The organism is Streptomyces sp. VNUA24, from assembly GCF_029167005.1.
Classification (GTDB): Bacteria; Actinomycetota; Actinomycetes; order Streptomycetales; family Streptomycetaceae; genus Streptomyces; species Streptomyces scabiei.
Genome location: NZ_CP119143.1, coordinates 9201544 through 9219437, shown reverse-complemented (window position 1 = coordinate 9219437; position 17894 = coordinate 9201544). Strand labels below are relative to the sequence as shown.

General features: G+C 67.9%; 11 protein-coding genes and 3 rRNA genes. 5 read left to right on the top strand and 9 right to left on the bottom strand.

Annotated elements, in window-relative coordinates:
• Positions 1 to 6 precede the first annotated feature (6 nt).
• From PYR72_RS39665 to PYR72_RS39650, 4 genes are all read right to left on the bottom strand, one after another.
• Positions 7 to 615 (bottom strand): CDP-alcohol phosphatidyltransferase family protein, encoded by a 609-nt coding sequence (locus PYR72_RS39665; RefSeq protein ID WP_275459760.1) that lies wholly within the window; start codon positions 613 to 615, stop codon positions 7 to 9.
• 109 nt (positions 616 to 724) lie between these two features.
• Positions 725 to 841 (bottom strand): 5S ribosomal RNA (gene rrf / locus PYR72_RS39660).
• Between the two features lie 87 nt (positions 842 to 928).
• Positions 929 to 4048, bottom strand: a 23S ribosomal RNA gene (locus PYR72_RS39655).
• 308 nt (positions 4049 to 4356) lie between these two features.
• A 16S ribosomal RNA gene (locus PYR72_RS39650) occupies positions 4357 to 5882 on the bottom strand.
• Together the 16S, 23S and 5S rRNA genes form the textbook arrangement of a ribosomal RNA operon.
• Before the next feature lie 514 nt (positions 5883 to 6396).
• On the opposite strand from PYR72_RS39650, the gene PYR72_RS39645 reads away from it, so the two are divergent.
• Complete coding sequence (locus PYR72_RS39645; protein WP_275459759.1) at positions 6397 to 6846, top strand: PTS glucose transporter subunit IIA; 450 nt, start codon at positions 6397 to 6399, stop codon at positions 6844 to 6846.
• A gap of 77 nt (positions 6847 to 6923) precedes the next feature.
• Complete coding sequence (ptsP, locus tag PYR72_RS39640) at positions 6924 to 8594, top strand: phosphoenolpyruvate--protein phosphotransferase (protein ID WP_275459758.1); 1671 nt, start codon at positions 6924 to 6926, stop codon at positions 8592 to 8594.
• A 62-nt stretch (positions 8595 to 8656) separates the two neighbouring features.
• Here ptsP and PYR72_RS39635 read toward each other — a convergent pair whose 3' ends face one another.
• Complete coding sequence (locus PYR72_RS39635) at positions 8657 to 9565, bottom strand: hypothetical protein (RefSeq protein WP_275459757.1); 909 nt, start codon at positions 9563 to 9565, stop codon at positions 8657 to 8659.
• Positions 9566 to 9645: 80 nt separating this feature from the next.
• Positions 9646 to 11613: an acetoacetate--CoA ligase gene (locus tag PYR72_RS39630; protein ID WP_275459756.1), complete on the bottom strand. Its 1968-nt coding sequence runs from the start codon at positions 11611 to 11613 to the stop codon at positions 9646 to 9648.
• Positions 11614 to 11827: 214 nt separating this feature from the next.
• On the opposite strand from PYR72_RS39630, the gene PYR72_RS39625 reads away from it, so the two are divergent.
• On the top strand, positions 11828 to 14200 hold the full coding sequence (locus tag PYR72_RS39625; RefSeq protein ID WP_275459755.1) for a glycoside hydrolase family 31 protein: 2373 nt from the start codon (positions 11828 to 11830) through the stop codon (positions 14198 to 14200).
• Between the two features lie 28 nt (positions 14201 to 14228).
• Here the strand turns inward: PYR72_RS39625 and PYR72_RS39620 are convergent, their stop codons facing one another.
• On the bottom strand, positions 14229 to 14765 hold the full coding sequence (locus tag PYR72_RS39620; protein WP_275459754.1) for an NUDIX domain-containing protein: 537 nt from the start codon (positions 14763 to 14765) through the stop codon (positions 14229 to 14231).
• A gap of 291 nt (positions 14766 to 15056) precedes the next feature.
• On the opposite strand from PYR72_RS39620, the gene PYR72_RS39615 reads away from it, so the two are divergent.
• Together PYR72_RS39615 and PYR72_RS39610 are read left to right on the top strand one after the other, a co-directional pair.
• On the top strand, positions 15057 to 15482 hold the full coding sequence (locus PYR72_RS39615; RefSeq protein ID WP_275460639.1) for a zinc ribbon domain-containing protein: 426 nt from the start codon (positions 15057 to 15059) through the stop codon (positions 15480 to 15482).
• Positions 15479 to 16669, top strand: coding sequence for a lipid-transfer protein (locus tag PYR72_RS39610; protein WP_275459753.1), 1191 nt, complete (start codon positions 15479 to 15481; stop codon positions 16667 to 16669). The genes PYR72_RS39615 and PYR72_RS39610 overlap by 4 nt, the downstream gene beginning before the upstream one ends.
• A gap of 161 nt (positions 16670 to 16830) precedes the next feature.
• On the opposite strand, the gene PYR72_RS39605 is transcribed toward PYR72_RS39610, so the two are convergent.
• Together PYR72_RS39605 and PYR72_RS39600 are read right to left on the bottom strand one after the other, a co-directional pair.
• Positions 16831 to 17436, bottom strand: a complete 606-nt coding sequence (locus tag PYR72_RS39605) for an ATP/GTP-binding protein (protein ID WP_059083297.1) — start codon at positions 17434 to 17436, stop codon at positions 16831 to 16833.
• A 58-nt stretch (positions 17437 to 17494) separates the two neighbouring features.
• On the bottom strand, positions 17495 to 17890 hold the full coding sequence (locus tag PYR72_RS39600) for a DUF742 domain-containing protein (protein ID WP_013005116.1): 396 nt from the start codon (positions 17888 to 17890) through the stop codon (positions 17495 to 17497).
• Between the last annotated feature and the right edge of the window lie 4 nt (positions 17891 to 17894).

Below are 17894 nucleotides of genomic sequence, written 5' to 3'. Positions count from 1 at the left end.
GCGGGCTCAATCGGCCATGGCGTCCGCACTGACGAGTCGGCGGACCTGAACCACGTAGAGGATCCCTGCCCACCAATACAGCGTTGTACCCCATCCGGCGAACGCCCATCCGAAAATAGCAGCGAGTGACGGGATCCACCCGCTTCCGTCACTGAGCAGGAGCAACGGGAACGCGTACATCAGGTTGAAGGTGGCCGCCTTGCCGAGGAAGTTCACCTGAGGCGGCGGATAGCCGTGCCGCCGGAGGATGCCGACCATCACGAGCAACACCAGCTCGCGCAAGAGAAGTACAGCGGTCAACCAGAATGGCAGAATCTCGCGCCAGGTGAGTCCGATCAGGGTGGACAGAATGTACAACCTGTCCGCCGCGGGATCGAGGAGCCGGCCCAGGCTGCTGATCTGGTTCCAGCGTCGCGCCAGCATGCCGTCCAGATAGTCACTGACGCCGCTGAGAGCGATCACCAGGAACGCCCAGCCGTCGACCTTGGGGCCGCCGAACTCGGGCCAGAGGATCAACCACAGGAAGACGGGCACACCGACGAGCCGCGCCATGCTGAGAATGTTCGGGATGGTGAGGACCCGGTCCGTCTGGACCCGGGTCTCCTGTACCTCCACCCGGGGGCCTCCTGTGGGAAATGAGCCAACGATGCCCCCTGACCCTACCTCAACGCAAAAAAGCTCTGGCTCCTGGGCGGTATGCCCAAGAGCCAGAGCTGTAAAAGGAGTTCGGCGGCGTCCTACTCTCCCACAGGGTCCCCCCTGCAGTACCATCGGCGCTGTAAGGCTTAGCTTCCGGGTTCGGAATGTAACCGGGCGTTTCCCTCACGCTATGACCACCGAAACACTATGAAACACTCAACCGCACCACGCTCTGTGAAACGTGGGGTTGTTCGTGGTTTCAGAACCAACACAGTGGACGCGAGCAACTGAGGACAAGCCCTCGGCCTATTAGTACCAGTCAACTCCACCCATTACTGGGCTTCCATATCTGGCCTATCAACCCAGTCGTCTACTGGGAGCCTTACCCCATCAAGTGGGTGGGAATACTCATCTCGAAGCAGGCTTCCCGCTTAGATGCTTTCAGCGGTTATCCCTCCCGAACGTAGCCAACCAGCCATGCCCTTGGCAGAACAACTGGCACACCAGAGGTTCGTCCGTCCCGGTCCTCTCGTACTAGGGACAGCCCTTCTCAATATTCCTACGCGCGCAGCGGATAGGGACCGAACTGTCTCACGACGTTCTAAACCCAGCTCGCGTACCGCTTTAATGGGCGAACAGCCCAACCCTTGGGACCGACTCCAGCCCCAGGATGCGACGAGCCGACATCGAGGTGCCAAACCATCCCGTCGATATGGACTCTTGGGGAAGATCAGCCTGTTATCCCCGGGGTACCTTTTATCCGTTGAGCGACGGCGCTTCCACAAGCCACCGCCGGATCACTAGTCCCGACTTTCGTCCCTGCTCGACCCGTCGGTCTCACAGTCAAGCTCCCTTGTGCACTTACACTCACCACCTGATTGCCAACCAGGCTGAGGGAACCTTTGGGCGCCTCCGTTACCCTTTGGGAGGCAACCGCCCCAGTTAAACTACCCATCAGACACTGTCCCCGATCCGGATCACGGACCCGGGTTAGACATCCAGCACGACCAGACTGGTATTTCAACGACGACTCCACCCGAACTGGCGTCCGAGCTTCACAGTCTCCCAGCTATCCTACACAAGCCGAACCGAACACCAATATCAAACTGTAGTAAAGGTCCCGGGGTCTTTCCGTCCTGCTGCGCGAAACGAGCATCTTTACTCGTAGTGCAATTTCACCGGGCCTATGGTTGAGACAGTCGAGAAGTCGTTACGCCATTCGTGCAGGTCGGAACTTACCCGACAAGGAATTTCGCTACCTTAGGATGGTTATAGTTACCACCGCCGTTTACTGGCGCTTAAGTTCTCAGCTTCGCCAAGACGAATCCTGACTAACCGGTCCCCTTAACGTTCCAGCACCGGGCAGGCGTCAGTCCGTATACATCGCCTTACGGCTTCGCACGGACCTGTGTTTTTAGTAAACAGTCGCTTCTCGCTGGTCTCTGCGGCCACCCCCAGCTCACCGAGTAAATCGGATCACCAGTGATGGCCCCCCTTCTCCCGAAGTTACGGGGGCATTTTGCCGAGTTCCTTAACCATAGTTCACCCGAACGCCTCGGTATTCTCTACCAGACCACCTGAGTCGGTTTAGGGTACGGGCCGCCATGAAACTCGCTAGAGGCTTTTCTCGACAGCATAGGATCATCCACTTCACCACAATCGGCTCGGCATCAGGTCTCAGACTATTGCCAGGCGGATTTACCTACCTGACGTCCTACACCCTTACCCCGGGACAACCACCGCCCGGGATGGACTACCTTCCTGCGTCACCCCATCACTCACCTACTGCAAGTCTGGTTCGTCGGCTCCACCACTCCCCTTTGCCCGAAGGCTCCGGGGCGGCTTCACGGACTTAGCATCGCCTGGTTCGATGTTTGACGCTTCACAGCGGGTACCGGAATATCAACCGGTTATCCATCGACTACGCCTGTCGGCCTCGCCTTAGGTCCCGACTTACCCTGGGCAGATCAGCTTGACCCAGGAACCCTTGGTCAATCGGCGCAAACGTTTCTCACGTTTGTATCGCTACTCATGCCTGCATTCTCACTCGTGAACCGTCCACCACTGCCTTCCGGCGCGGCTTCACCCGGCACACGACGCTCCCCTACCCATCCCAGCAGGCGTTGGCCCTATTGCTGGAATGACACGACTTCGGCGGTACGCTTGAGCCCCGCTACATTGTCGGCGCGGAATCACTAGACCAGTGAGCTATTACGCACTCTTTCAAGGGTGGCTGCTTCTAAGCCAACCTCCTGGTTGTCTCTGCGACTCCACATCCTTTCCCACTTAGCGTACGCTTAGGGGCCTTAGTCGATGCTCTGGGCTGTTTCCCTCTCGACCATGGAGCTTATCCCCCACAGTCTCACTGCCGCGCTCTCACTTACCGGCATTCGGAGTTTGGCTAAGGTCAGTAACCCGGTAGGGCCCATCGCCTATCCAGTGCTCTACCTCCGGCAAGAAACACACGACGCTGCACCTAAATGCATTTCGGGGAGAACCAGCTATCACGGAGTTTGATTGGCCTTTCACCCCTAACCACAGGTCATCCCCCAGGTTTTCAACCCTGGTGGGTTCGGTCCTCCACGAAGTCTTACCTCCGCTTCAACCTGCCCATGGCTAGATCACTCCGCTTCGGGTCTTGAGCGTGCTACTGAATCGCCCTGTTCGGACTCGCTTTCGCTACGGCTACCCCACCCGGGTTAACCTCGCAACACACCGCAAACTCGCAGGCTCATTCTTCAAAAGGCACGCAGTCACGAGATATGTGCAAGCACATATCCGACGCTCCCACGGCTTGTAGGCACACGGTTTCAGGTACTATTTCACTCCGCTCCCGCGGTACTTTTCACCATTCCCTCACGGTACTATCCGCTATCGGTCACCAGGGAATATTTAGGCTTAGCGGGTGGTCCCGCCAGATTCACACGGGATTTCTCGGGCCCCGTGCTACTTGGGTGTCTCTCAAACGAGCCGCTGATGTTTCAGCTACGGGGGTCTTACCCTCTACGCCGGACCTTTCGCATGTCCTTCGCCTACATCAACGGTTTCTGACTCGTCCTGCCGCCGGCAGACGACAGAAGAGAGATCCCACAACCCCGTATACGCAACCCCTGCCGGGTCTCACACGCATACGGTTTGGCCTCATCCAGTTTCGCTCGCCACTACTCCCGGAATCACGGTTGTTTTCTCTTCCTGCGGGTACTGAGATGTTTCACTTCCCCGCGTTCCCTCCACTTGCCCTATGTGTTCAGGCAAGGGTGACAGCCCATGACGACTGCCGGGTTTCCCCATTCGGAAACCCCCGGATCAAAGCCTGGTTGACGACTCCCCGGGGACTATCGTGGCCTCCCACGTCCTTCATCGGTTCCTGGTGCCAAGGCATCCACCGTGCGCCCTTAAAAACTTGGCCACAGATGCTCGCGTCCACTGTGCAGTTCTCAAACAACGACCAACCACCCGTCACAACCCGCTTCACGCGAATCTTTACCGGGGCCGGCACTGAAGGCAGCCGTACGGCCATACCCTCAGACACCCAACAGCGTGCCCGACCACTCCCCGTCCGGAGATCATGCTTTCCACACCCGCAAGGGGTAGTACTCACAGCCTCCGGCCCGACGAACCGGCCGAATAATCAACGTTCCACCCATGAGCAACCACCGTCGGACGTTCGCCGACGTTGTGGCCCTGGCTGCCTTGCGGCAGCTAGATGCTCCTTAGAAAGGAGGTGATCCAGCCGCACCTTCCGGTACGGCTACCTTGTTACGACTTCGTCCCAATCGCCAGTCCCACCTTCGACAGCTCCCTCCCTTGCGGGTTGGGCCACCGGCTTCGGGTGTTACCGACTTTCGTGACGTGACGGGCGGTGTGTACAAGGCCCGGGAACGTATTCACCGCAGCAATGCTGATCTGCGATTACTAGCAACTCCGACTTCATGGGGTCGAGTTGCAGACCCCAATCCGAACTGAGACAGGCTTTTTGAGATTCGCTCCGCCTCACGGCTTCGCAGCTCATTGTACCTGCCATTGTAGCACGTGTGCAGCCCAAGACATAAGGGGCATGATGACTTGACGTCGTCCCCACCTTCCTCCGAGTTGACCCCGGCAGTCTCCTGTGAGTCCCCATCACCCCGAAGGGCATGCTGGCAACACAGAACAAGGGTTGCGCTCGTTGCGGGACTTAACCCAACATCTCACGACACGAGCTGACGACAGCCATGCACCACCTGTACACCGACCACAAGGGGGCGACCATCTCTGGCCGTTTCCGGTGTATGTCAAGCCTTGGTAAGGTTCTTCGCGTTGCGTCGAATTAAGCCACATGCTCCGCTGCTTGTGCGGGCCCCCGTCAATTCCTTTGAGTTTTAGCCTTGCGGCCGTACTCCCCAGGCGGGGAACTTAATGCGTTAGCTGCGGCACCGACGACGTGGAATGTCGCCAACACCTAGTTCCCACCGTTTACGGCGTGGACTACCAGGGTATCTAATCCTGTTCGCTCCCCACGCTTTCGCTCCTCAGCGTCAGTAATGGCCCAGAGATCCGCCTTCGCCACCGGTGTTCCTCCTGATATCTGCGCATTTCACCGCTACACCAGGAATTCCGATCTCCCCTACCACACTCTAGTCTGCCCGTATCGAATGCAGACCCGGGGTTAAGCCCCGGGCTTTCACATCCGACGCGACAGACCGCCTACGAGCTCTTTACGCCCAATAATTCCGGACAACGCTCGCGCCCTACGTATTACCGCGGCTGCTGGCACGTAGTTAGCCGGCGCTTCTTCTGCAGGTACCGTCACTTTCGCTTCTTCCCTGCTGAAAGAGGTTTACAACCCGAAGGCCGTCATCCCTCACGCGGCGTCGCTGCATCAGGCTTTCGCCCATTGTGCAATATTCCCCACTGCTGCCTCCCGTAGGAGTCTGGGCCGTGTCTCAGTCCCAGTGTGGCCGGTCGCCCTCTCAGGCCGGCTACCCGTCGTCGCCTTGGTGAGCCGTTACCTCACCAACAAGCTGATAGGCCGCGGGCTCATCCTTCACCGCCGGAGCTTTCCACACTCATCGGATGCCCGAGAGTGTCGTATCCGGTATTAGACCCCGTTTCCAGGGCTTGTCCCAGAGTGAAGGGCAGATTGCCCACGTGTTACTCACCCGTTCGCCACTAATCCCCACCGAAGTGGTTCATCGTTCGACTTGCATGTGTTAAGCACGCCGCCAGCGTTCGTCCTGAGCCAGGATCAAACTCTCCGTGAATGTTTACCCGTGATCGGGTCGACACCACGAGAGCGGAACCACCGGAGGAATAGTCCGATGGTTCACAGCGTCCTCGCTGTGTTTATTTCAAAGGAACCTCGTCCCAGCGAATGCTGGAGACGGGGTATCAACATATCTGGCGTTGATTTTTGGCACGCTGTTGAGTTCTCAAGGAACGGACGCTTCCTTTGTACTCACCCAAGAACTTTCTTGGGCTTTCCTCCGGGCGCTTCCCTTCGGTGTTCCAAACTCTATCAGCGTTTTTCCGGCCTCTTGACCACCGTCCTGCGGACATGCAGAAGGTGACCCCGAGAAGGATCTGACCGAGTTTGGTTCTGCCGGGCACGGACACAATGTGTCGCTCACCCCCAGGCAGGAGTACGACTGTACATGGGGCGCCGGAGCAGGGGCAAATCCCGCGCAGGGGTGGTCTAGACCTCTCGTGCGGAGCTATCGTGCGGAACGGGTCCTTCACCGACCTGCGCTGCTGATCACTCCACCCTGGAGGCTTCCCATGACCACCGTGACGTCCCCTCTTGTAGGACGCGCCATCGGACTGGCCGCCGTACCGGACCCCGTGTTCTCGGGGGCGATGGTCGGTCCCGGCACGGCGATCGACCCCGTGCGTGAGGCAGGGGAGGCCCTCGCCCCCGTGGACGGAGTCATCGTCTCCCTGCACCCGCACGCGTTCGTCGTGGTCGACGGTGAAGGCCATGGAGTGCTGATCCACCTCGGCATCGACACCGTTCAGCTCAACGGTGAGGGCTTCGAGCTGCTCGTCAACAAGGGCGACACCGTGCGGCGGGGACAGGCCGTGGTGCGCTGGGACCCCGCCGCGGTCGAGGCCGCGGGCAAGTCCCCGATCTGTCCCGTCGTGGCGCTTGAGGCCACGGCCGACTCCCTCTTCGACCTCCGCGAGGACGGCGAGGTGGCGTCCGGCGACGCGCTGTTCGGCTGGCGGTGACATCGGGGCCGTACCGGCCCGCACGTTCGACAACCACCGCGGTGGCGGGGCCCGCCGCACTATCGGAGACAGGTGAGATGGAGACAACGCTGCGAGGCGTCGGTGTGAGTCACGGTGTGGCCATCGGCGAGGTTCGGCACATGGGAACGGCGGTGCTGGAGCCGCCCGCCAAGCAGATCGCTCCGGAGGACGCGGAGCGCGAACAGGGGCGTGCCCGGAAGGCCGTGGACGCGGTCGCCGCCGATCTGACGGCGCGCGGCAACCTCGCCGGGGGCGAGGCGCAGGCCGTGCTGGAGGCCCAGGCCCTGATGGCCCAGGATCCCGAGCTGATGGCGGACGTGGAACGCCGTGTCGCCGTGGGGAGCACGGCGGAGCGCGCTGTCTACGACGCCTTCGCCGCGTACCGCGCGCTGCTGGCGGGGGCCGGTGAGTACCTCGCGGGCCGTGTCGCCGACCTCGACGACGTGCGGAATCGTATCGTCGCCCGACTGCTCGGGGTGCCCATGCCGGGTGTGCCGGACAGCGACGAGCCGTACGTGCTCATCGCCCGTGACCTGGCGCCCGCGGACACGGCACTGCTCGACCCGACGCTGGTGCTCGGGTTCGTCACCGAGGAGGGCGGACCCACCAGCCACAGCGCGATCCTGGCGCGGGCGCTCGGGGTGCCGGCCGTGGTCGCGCTGCCGGGAGCCGGCGAGCTTGCCGAGGGCACGGTCATCGCCGTGGACGGCAGCACCGGTGAGATCTTCGTGAATCCCGGAGCGGAGAAGAGGGCCGCGCTGGAGGCCGCCGCCGCGGAGCGGAAGGCGGCGCTGGCTGCGTCGAGCGGGCCGGGGACGACCTCGGACGGGCACCGGGTGCCGCTGCTGGCCAATGTGGGCGGTCCCGCCGACGTGCCGGCGGCGGTGGAGGCCGGGGCCGAGGGCGTCGGGCTGTTCCGTACCGAGTTCCTCTTCCTGGACGACAGCCGGACGGCGCCGTCGGAGGAGAAGCAGGTCGAGGCGTACCGGCAGGTGCTGGAGGCGTTCCCGGAGGGGCGCGTGGTCGTGCGGGTGCTCGACGCCGGTGCCGACAAACCGCTGGAGTTCCTGACGCCGGCCGACGAGCCGAACCCGGCGCTCGGTGTGCGCGGGCTGCGGACGCTGCTCGACCACCCCGAGGTGCTGCGGACCCAGCTGACGGCGCTGGCGAAGGCGGCCGAGGGCCTGCCGGTCCATCTGGAGGTCATGGCGCCGATGGTCGCGGACCGTACGGACGCCAGGGCGTTCGCCGACGCGTGTCGTGAGGCGGGGCTGCACGCCAAGTTCGGCGCCATGGTGGAGATCCCGTCCGCGGCGCTGCGGGCGCGGTCGATCCTGCGGGAGGTCGAGTTCCTCTCGCTGGGCACGAACGACCTCGCGCAGTACACGTTCGCGGCGGACCGGCAGGTCGGCGCGGTGTCGCGGCTGCAGGACCCGTGGCAGCCCGCGCTGCTCGACCTGGTCGCGCTGTCCGCCGAGGCGGCGCGGGCCGAGGGCAAGAGCTGCGGGGTCTGCGGTGAGGCGGCTTCGGATCCGCTGCTCGCGTGTGTGCTGACGGGTCTGGGGGTCACCTCCTTGTCCATGGGGGCGGCGTCGATTCCGTATGTGCGGGGGACGCTGGCGAAGTACACGCTGGCGCAGTGCGAGCGCGCGGCGGCCGCGGCGCGTGCGGCGGACACGGCCGAGGAGGCGCGCGGCGCTGCGCAGGCGGTGCTGTCCGGCGAGTAGTCCGCGACGAGCGGTCGGTGCCGAGGGGCGCTCCACCCGGGGGTGGGGCGCCCCTCGCCCGTTCAGTGGGTGTGTCCGTTCCCGGCCGGGCCTCCCCCGGCGGTGTCGTGCCCGAGGTCGGGCGGGGTGCAGTAGTCGACTCCGGACTCCGGGGAGACCAGGTCTCCTGATTCCACGTCGGTGCAGTAGGCGTCGAAGACCTCTCCGGCGGTGAGGGGTTCGAGGCCGTCGCCGCGCAGCCGCCAGCCGTAGACGCGGTCGGTCGCGTCCGGGGCGGTGGTGCGCATGACGAGGCCGCCGGGGCTTCGGGTGGCGAGGCCGAGGGCGAGGACGGTGGCGAATTCCAGGGCTTCCGCCTCGTCGAGCCGGGTGGCCCCTTCCTCGTCGCGGTCGGCCTGGAGGACGGCGGCCAGCGCCTGAGGTTCGGCCGAGACGCTGCACACGAGGTGGCGTTCGCCGGGGCCGGCGGTGTCGAGGACGCGCCGGAGCAGGTGCATGGCGCGGGCGAAGGCGGCGCGGCCGATGTCCTCGCCGCAGGAGGCGCAGTCGCCGATCTGGGCGAGGAGTGTGGTGGCGTACTCCCAGGTGGCGAGGCGGACGGCTTCGTCGATGAGGTCGGGGACGAGTTCGGTGAGGGGTTGTCCCTCGTAGGGGACGGCGGCGCCGGTGGCCGCGAGTTCGGCCGTGAAGCGGGTGCGGCTGGAGGGGGTGTCGGGTTCGAGGCCGGTGTCGGCGCAGAACGCGGCGTACTCCTCCGGGTCGAAGAGGGCGACGGTGGTGTGGTTGCCCTGCTCGGCGAGGGTCCGGAGCAGGGCTTCCACCTGGCGGAGGTAGGTCGGGTGGTCGTCGAAGGCGAAGCTGCGGTAGCGCCGCATCGTGCGGAAGTCGTGCTCGTCGGTGAGCAGGCCGATGGTGCCCGCGATCTCGCGGCGCAGGGCCTGGCGCGTGCTCGGGTGGCTGGTGCGTGTCATGGCTTCCCCCTGTGCGAGCCGTCGATCAATGCTCACTCACAGTAATCGGGGGCACTGACAACGCGGCCTCGTGGGGACGGTCAGGCGCGTTCGCGGGCCAGGTTCTCGTAGAAGCGCAGGAGGTCGAGGTCGTCGACGGAGCCGGGGTTGACCGCCTTTTCCAGCGGGGTGCCCTGGAGGAGTCGTTTGACGGGGACCTCGATGCGTTTTCCGGTGAGGGTGTGCGGGACTCCGGGGACCTCGATGACCTCGTCGGGGACGTGGCGGGGTGAGAGGTGTTCGCGGATCGTCCGCTTGATGCGGCCGAGAAGGGCTTCGTCGAGGGTCGCGCCGGGGGCGAGCTGGACGAAGAGGGGCATCCAGTAGCCGCCGTCGGGCTGTTCGATGCCGATGACGAGGGATTCCTTGATCTCGGGGAGGCGTTCCACGGCTTCGTAGATGTCGGCCGAGCCCATGCGGACGCCCTGGCGGTTGAGGGTGGAGTCGGAGCGGCCGTGGATGACGACGGAGCCGCGTGAGGTGAGGGTGATCCAGTCGCCGTGGCGCCAGACGCCGGGGTAGGTGTCGAAGTAGCTGTCGTGGTAGCGGCTGCCGTCGGGGTCGTTCCAGAAGTGGATCGGCATGGAGGGCATCGGGTTGGTGACGACGAGTTCGCCGACCTCGTCGATGAGGGGTTCACCGCTGGGGTCCCAGGACTGGAGGTCGGTGCCGAGGCCGGGGGCCTGGAGTTCGCCGATGTGGACGGGGAGCGTGGGAACGGCTCCGGCGAAGCAGGAGCACACGTCGGTGCCGCCGCTGACGGAGGCGATCCAGAGGTCCTCGCGGACCTCGTCGTGGAGCCAGCGGAAGCCGTCGGGCGGGAGCGGGGAGCCGGTGGTGCCGACGCACCGGACGCGGGAGAGGTCGTGGTCGCGGCCCGGGTGGACGCCGGCCTTGCGGCAGGCCATGACGTAGGCGGCGGAGGTGCCGAAGAAGGTGGCGCCGGTGCGTTCGGCCACGCCCCACTGGGCGCCGGTGTCGGGGTGGCCGGGGCTGCCGTCGTACAGGACGACGGTGGTGCCGGTGAGGAGGCCGGAGACGAGGAAGTTCCACATCATCCAGCCGGTGGAGGTGTACCAGAAGAAGCGGTCCTCGGGCCCGAGGTCGCAGTGCAGGCCGAGCTGTTTGAGGTGTTCGACCAGGATGCCGCCCTGGGACTGGACGATGGCCTTGGGCAGGCCGGTGGTGCCGGAGGAGTAGAGCACCCACAACGGGTGGTCGAACGGGACCTGTTCGAAGACCGGCGGGACGTCCGCGGCGGTCAGCGCGGACCATTCCAGGGCGCCCTCGGGGACCTTGGTGCCGAGGACGGGGATGTGGACGACCGCGCGCAGGGTGGGCAGTTCGCGGCGGAGTTCGGCGACGGTGTCGCGACGATCGTGCTCCTTGCCGCCGTAGCGGTAGCCGTCGACGGTGAACAGGACGACGGGTTCGACCTGTCGGAAGCGGTCGAGGACGCTGCGGGCGCCGAAGTCCGGGGCGCAGGAGGTCCACACGCCGCCGACGGCGGCCGTGGCGAGGAGGGCGACGACGGCCTCGGGGATGTTCGGGAGGTAGCCGCTGACGCGGTCTCCGGGGCGTACGCCGAGGGCTCGCAGTTCGGCGGCGAGGGAGCCGACCTGGCGGCGCAGTGCGGACCAGGTCACGGGGCGGGGCTCATGGGTCTCGTCGACGTGGAGCAGGGCCGGTTCGTCGGCGCGGGTGCCGGCGGCGCGCAGGGCGTGTTCGGCGTAGTTGAGGGTGGCGCCGGGGAACCACTGGGCGCCGGGCATGGCGCGGTCGCCGAGCACGCGCGCGTAGGGGGTGGAGAACCGTACGTCGAACCACTCCGTGACGGCTTTCCAGAACGTCTCGAGTTCGTCGACGGACCAGCGGTGCAGGGCCGGGTAGCCGCCCTCGGCGGGGGCTCCGTGGTGTGCGGCCGCCCAGGACTGGAACGCGGTGATCCGGGCGCCGGCGACGCGGGCCGCGTCGGGCTGCCAGAGCGGCGAGGGGTTCGCTGAGGTCATGGGGCGGCTCCCGGGCTGTGCGCGTGGTCTGCGGCGGGCGCGTACGGGCAGGGGTGTGCGCGTGTACGCGGCTGACACGGACGATGCCATGTGATCGACTTCCGCACCAGGGTGGGCCGCGGACGGACGGCTGCGTGAACATGTGCCCGGACCACGGGTGAACGGTAGTTGAACGACTCACACAAATGGGCCGGGCAGTGGCAGGGTGAGCAGCATGGACGGTCGTGACCTGGTGCGTTCGGTGAAGGCGATCGGTTCGGCGGGGGTGGCCGAGGGGCTGCGGACCGTGCGGGCCGCGTGGCGCGGGAGGCGTGCCGACGCTGCCGCGCTGCCGGCGCGGGGTGCCGAGCGGGCTCGGGTGCCCGGGGTGGTGGTGGCTGCGGAGCCGGGGCCGGGCGGCGGGGTCGTCCGGTTCGGCCGGTCGGCGCTGCGGGTCACCGTCGAGGTGAACGGGGCGGTGTTCTGGGGCTGGGACGGGGCCGGTCCCGAGCCGTCGTACGCGCTCGCGGGCCGGTGCCCGGAGCCGGATCCGCGGGCCGTCCTGGAGCCGGACAAGGACGGCGGCTGGCGGGTCGTCGCCGAGCGGGTGACGGTCGTGGTGTCGCGGGTCGGTGCCGTGGAGGTGCGTACGCCCGGTGGGGTGACGCTGCGGCGTGACCTGCCGCCCCGGTGGTGGGAGCCGGTCGGTGCGGGCGAGGCGCGCTGGGTGCAGCGTTCCGAGGTGGGGGCGGACGCACGGTTCTTCGGTCTGGGGGGCCGGGCGGCGGGGCCGCGGCTGCGGGGCGGGACGTACCGGCTGTGGAACACCGACCCCGGGCGCCCGTTCGCGCCCGGTGACGATCCGCTGTACCTGACGATGCCGGTGCAGATGGTGGTGGCCGACGCGGGCACGCATCTGGTGTTCCACGACACGACCTGGGACGGGACGGTGACGCTGCGCGAGGGCGAGGAGGGGGCCGGGTCCGGGCACGACCGGGCCGGCACGTCGGAGCTGCGGATGGACGGGGGTCCGCTGCGCTGCTGGGTGATCGTGGGCACCCCCGCGCGCGTGCTGCATGCCTGGGCCGCCCTGACGGGGGCTCCGGCGCTGCCGCCCGCGTGGGCGCTGGGGCATCATCGCGCGGGGCGGGGTCTCGGTGACGAGCAGGAGGTGCGGCGGACGGTCGCGGGGTACCGGGAGCACGGTCTGCCGCTGGACGCGGTCCATCTGGACGCCGGCCACCACGAGGGCCGTCAGGCGTTCACCGTGGACGCCGAGAGGTTCCCCAAGCTGCCGGATCTCGCGGACGAACTGCGGCGCGACGGGATCCGGCTGGTGTCGGTCGTCGATCCGGCGGTCCGGGCGCGGCCGGGTGACGCGGTGTACGACGCCGGAACGGCCGGGGACGCCTTCGTACGGGATGCCGCCGGGCAGGTGGTGCGGTGTGTCGTCAGGCCCGGCGAGTCGGTCTACCCGGACTTCACGCGCCCCGCGACGCGCGCGTGGTGGGGTGGTCTCCACGAGGAGCGGCTGGCGCAGGGGTTCGCCGGGTTCTGGCACGACAGGAACGAGCCGACGTCGTTCACGGCGTTCGGCGGGCACACGTTGCCCCGGTCGGCCCGGCACGATCTGGAGGGCCGGGGCGGCGACCATCGCGAGGCGCACAACGTGTACGCGCTGTGCATGGCCCGGGCCGCCTACGAGGGGCTGCGCGAACTGGTGCCGCGGGAGCGGCCGTTCGTGCTCTCGCGTTCCGGGTGGGCCGGCGTCCAGCGCTACGGGGGGACGTGGTCGGGGGACGTGGCGACGGGCTGGGCCGGGCTGCGGGCGTCGCTCGCGCTGGCGCTGGGGCTCGGTCTGTGCGGGGTGCCGTACGCGGGCGGGGACGTGGGCGGGTCCGACGGGGGTGCGTCGGAGGAGCTGTATCTGCGGTGGTTCCAGCTCGGCGCCCGTCTGCCGCTGTTCCGTACGCGTGCGGGTGCGGGTTCCGGGGCGGGGTGGCGGGAGCCGTGGGAGTTCGGGGAGGGGGTCGTCGGGTACGCGCGCGCGGCGCTCGTCGAGCGGCGGCGGCTGCTGCCGTACTTCATGACGCTGGCCCATCTGGCCCGTCGTACGGGGGCGCCCTATGTGCGTCCGCTGTGGTGGGGGGCGCCCGAGGACCGGGCGCTGCGGGACTGCGAGGACGCGTTCCTGCTGGGGGACGCTCTGCTGGTGGCGCCGGTGCTGGAGCCCGGCGTGGAGCGGCGTGCGGTGCGGCTGCCGAGGGGACGCTGGTACGACACGGTGACCGGGCAGGCGTTCGAGGGGCCGGGGCAGGTGCTGGTCGACGCGCCCCTGTCGCGGATTCCGGTACTCGCGCGCGCGGGTGCCGTGCTGCCGGTCCGGGGCGCCGACGGCGGCCTGGAGCTGGAGGTGTGGGCACCCGCGCGCGGGCGGACGGGGAGCGGGCTCGTGGTGCCGGACGCGGGCGACGGCTGGGACGAGCCGGAGGTCGAGCGGTACACGGCGCGCCGGCAGGGGGCGCGCGTGGTGGTGGAACGGGACGGGGACGAGGGTCCGGTCGAGCCCGCGTATCCGGTGCGGGTACGCGGGCTCGGTCAGGGGTGAGCCTGCTCGGCTCGGGTGGGGGCCGGGCTCAGATGTAGCGGCCTTCGAAGAACGCCCGGACGGCCAGGGTGTGCAGGGGGAAGGCGAGTTCGGTGGGCCTGCGCAGCAGGTGCCAGCCCTCCGTCTCGTCCGTCGCGACGGGCGGCGGCAGCGTGGCGGCCGGGCGCTCCGGGAGCAGCCCGAACAGCAGCAGATGGCCGTCGGGCGAGCTCATGGCGTCGGCGAGGCGTACGTCGCGGTCGGCCACGCAGATGCCCGTCTCCTCCTTCAGCTCACGGGCGACGGCGTGCCGCCAGTCCTCCCGGTGGTCGATGAAGCCGCCGGGAAGGGCGGTGCCCCCGCGCGCGGGGGCGATGGTCCGTGTGATCACGACGAGGGCCGTGCCCTTGGTGTCGTACACGGGCTGGAGAGCCACCGCGACGGGAAGCGGATTGCGGTAGGCCACTGTGTGGCAGGCCGCGCAGGTGCGGGGCCAGCCGGACACGCCCTCTCCGTAGGGCGCTCCGCATCTCGAACAGTGCGAGTCGGGTGCGGAGTTGGCGGGTGGGTGTTGGTTCGGGGACACGCGGCGGACTGTATCCGATCATCCGCTCGTCGTCTTGCGGGGGCGGTGCAATGCGCCACGTCGTAGTACGCCCCGGTCACCCGTCGGCACCAGGCGGTCACCCGTGGGCACGGGTGAGGGCCGGCCGGAACCACCCCCGTGGGACCCGGCCGACCCTCCCGATACTGCGACGCCGGACGGGGCTCGTCGGTTCTCCCGCGGCCTGCCCAATTCGAGAGGACCGTGGAAGAATTCTGACGATCCATCAAATTCGCTCGCCGGGGAGGGATTTTGTCGCGAATTCGCACACCTGTGGTGGCCGGCTGGTTCGCCGGGGAGGGCGAGGGCTTCCGGCTGCTCGGTACACGCTGCTCGGCGTGCGCCTCGGTGTTCTTCCCCCGCGAGGACGTCCACTGCCGCAACCCGCACTGTTCCGGCGGCGATCTGCGCGAGATCCCGTTGTCGCGCCGGGGCCGGGTGTGGTCGTACACCGACGGCCGGTACCGGCCGCCGTCACCCTACGTGTCCGATCCGGAACTTCCGTGGGAGCCGTACGCGTTGATCGCGGTGGAACTGGCCGAGGAGCGCCTCGTGGTGCTCGGGCAGGCCGTTCCCGGGGTCACCGTCGCCGATCTGGCGGTGGGCATGGAGGTGGAGGCCGTCCCCGGCGTGCTGCATGAGGACGCGGAGACGATCTGGACGACCTGGCACTGGAGGCCGACGGGGGCGGGGGCATGACGGGCGAGGTGGCGGTGCTGGGCGCGGGCATGCACCCGTGGGGCAAATGGGGGCGCAGCTTCGTCGAGTACGGAGCGGTGGCGGCGCGCGCGGCACTGGCCGACGCGGGGGTCGACTGGTGGGACGTCGGCTCGGTCGTCGGCGCGGACACGGTGCGTGGGGGCTATCCGGGGTATGTGGCGGGAGCGTCCTTCGCCAAGGCGCTGGGCTGGCAGGGCGCCCGGGTCACGAGCGTGTACGCGGCCTGCGCGTCGGGGGCGCAGGCGGTGGGCGCCGCGCGGGCGCAGATCCTCGCGGGCCTCGCCGACGTTGTGCTCGTCGTGGGGGCGGACTCGGCCCCGAAGGGGTTCTTCCGGCCGGCCGGCGGGGATCGGGCGGACGATCCGGACTGGTTGCGGTTCCGGATCCTCGGGGCCACCAACCCGACGTACTTCGGGCTGTACGCGCGGCGGCGGATGGCGGTGCACGGGGACACGCCGGAGGACTTCGCGCGGGTCAAGGTGAAGAACTCCGCGCTCGGGGCGCTCAATCCGTACGCGCGCTACCGCAAGCCGGTCACGGCCGAGGAGGTGGCGGCCTCCGCCGTCGTCGCCGATCCGCTGCGCCTGCTGGACATCTGCGCGACCTCGGACGGGGGTGCGGCGCTGGTGCTGTCCAGCATGGAGTTCGCGCGGCGGCACGGGGTGCGCGAGCCGGTGCGGATACGGGCGGTGTCCACGGTGACGCCCCGGTACCCCAACACGGTGCTGGACCTGCCGGACATCGCCACGGACTCGGCGGTCGCGGTGGCCGCGCCGGAGGAGACGTTCCGGGCGTCGATCGCGCGGGCGGCGTACGAGGAGGCGGGGATCGGGCCCGAGGACCTGTCGTTCGCGGAGGTCTACGACCTGTCCACGGCGCTGGAGTTGCAGTGGTACGAGGATCTGGCGCTGTGCGGCGAGGGGGAGGCCGCGAAGCTGCTGCGGGACGGCGTGACGGCGCTGGGCGGGCGCACGCCCGTGAACGCCAGCGGAGGGCTGGCCTCCTTCGGGGAGGCCGTTCCGGCACAGGCGATCGCTCAGGTGTGCGAGCTGGTGTGGCAGTTGCGGGGTGAGGCGACGGACCGGCAGGTCGAGGGCGCCCGGGTGGGTGTCAGCGCCAACCAGGGCTTGTTCGGGCACGGGTCGGCGGTGATCGCGGTTCGGTGAACCCACGGGGGCCGTGGGGGGGGCCGGCTCGCCGCGTCAGGAGCGCCGGTGAGTCCGCGCGGGCACGCGGTGGGCCCCGCGCGCGTGTCATGGGTTACGGCTCGTACCCCGGTCGGCGGGGTACGAGCGGTGTTCAGGCGACGGCGGGGTACGGGCCGGGTTCAGGTGGCGGCGGGCTCGCGGTGGTCCGTGGCGAACGTCATCGCGTGCCGGACCACGGAGACCAGGACGTCCTTGACCGAGTCCCGGCGGCGGGCGTCGCAGAGCACGATCGGCACGTCCGGGTCGAGGTCGAGGGCCTGCCGGACGGTCTCGGCGGGGTAACGCGCGGCGTCGTCGAAGCAGTTGACACCGATCACGAAGGGGATGGAGCGCCGCTCGAAGTAGTCGACGGCGGCGAAGCAGTCCTCCAGGCGGCGGGTGTCCACCAGGACCACAGCGCCCAGGGCGCCGGAGGCGAGTTCGTCCCAGAGGAACCAGAAGCGGTCCTGGCCGGGGGTGCCGAACAGATAGAGGACCAGGTCCTCGCGGAGGGTGATGCGTCCGAAGTCCATGGCGACCGTGGTGGTCGTCTTGTTCTCCACACCGCTGGTGTCGTCGACCGGGCGGCCCGCCTCGGTGAGCACCTCCTCCGTGCGCAGCGGCTTGATCTCGCTGACCGCGCCGACGCAGGTGGTCTTGCCCACGCCGAAACCGCCGGCCACGAGGATCTTGAGCGTGACGGGCTCGACCGGAGGTGTGCCGCGCTCAGAGCGCCCGAGGATCATCGGTCCTTCTCCTGCTGGATGGTTGGCTGCCACATGTCCCCTGCGCTCTCCGACGTGTTCACAGCGCCCGCAGGCCGTTGATCACGTCACGCAGAATGCTCTCGTCCACCAGCTCGGCGGGCGGGACGGGACGGGTGACGTGGACGAGTTCCTCGTCCACGAGGTCTCCGACGAGGACGCGGACGACCCCGACGGGAAGATCCAGGTCGGCGGCCAGTTCGGCCACCGACTGGGGGTTGTCACGGCAGAGCTCGACGATACGGACGTGCTCAGGGGAGAGGGAGTGGTCCTCTTCCGGGTCGTCGACGTGCGGTTCCGTGACGACCACGGCGATCAGGTCGAGGCGGTGCTGGATCGCGTGATTGGTCCGGCCGCGGGTCATCGCGTACGGACGCACCACTGGCCCGGCCTCGTCGTCGAACCAGTGGCTGCTTCCCTGACCGTCTGGGCTCATGCCG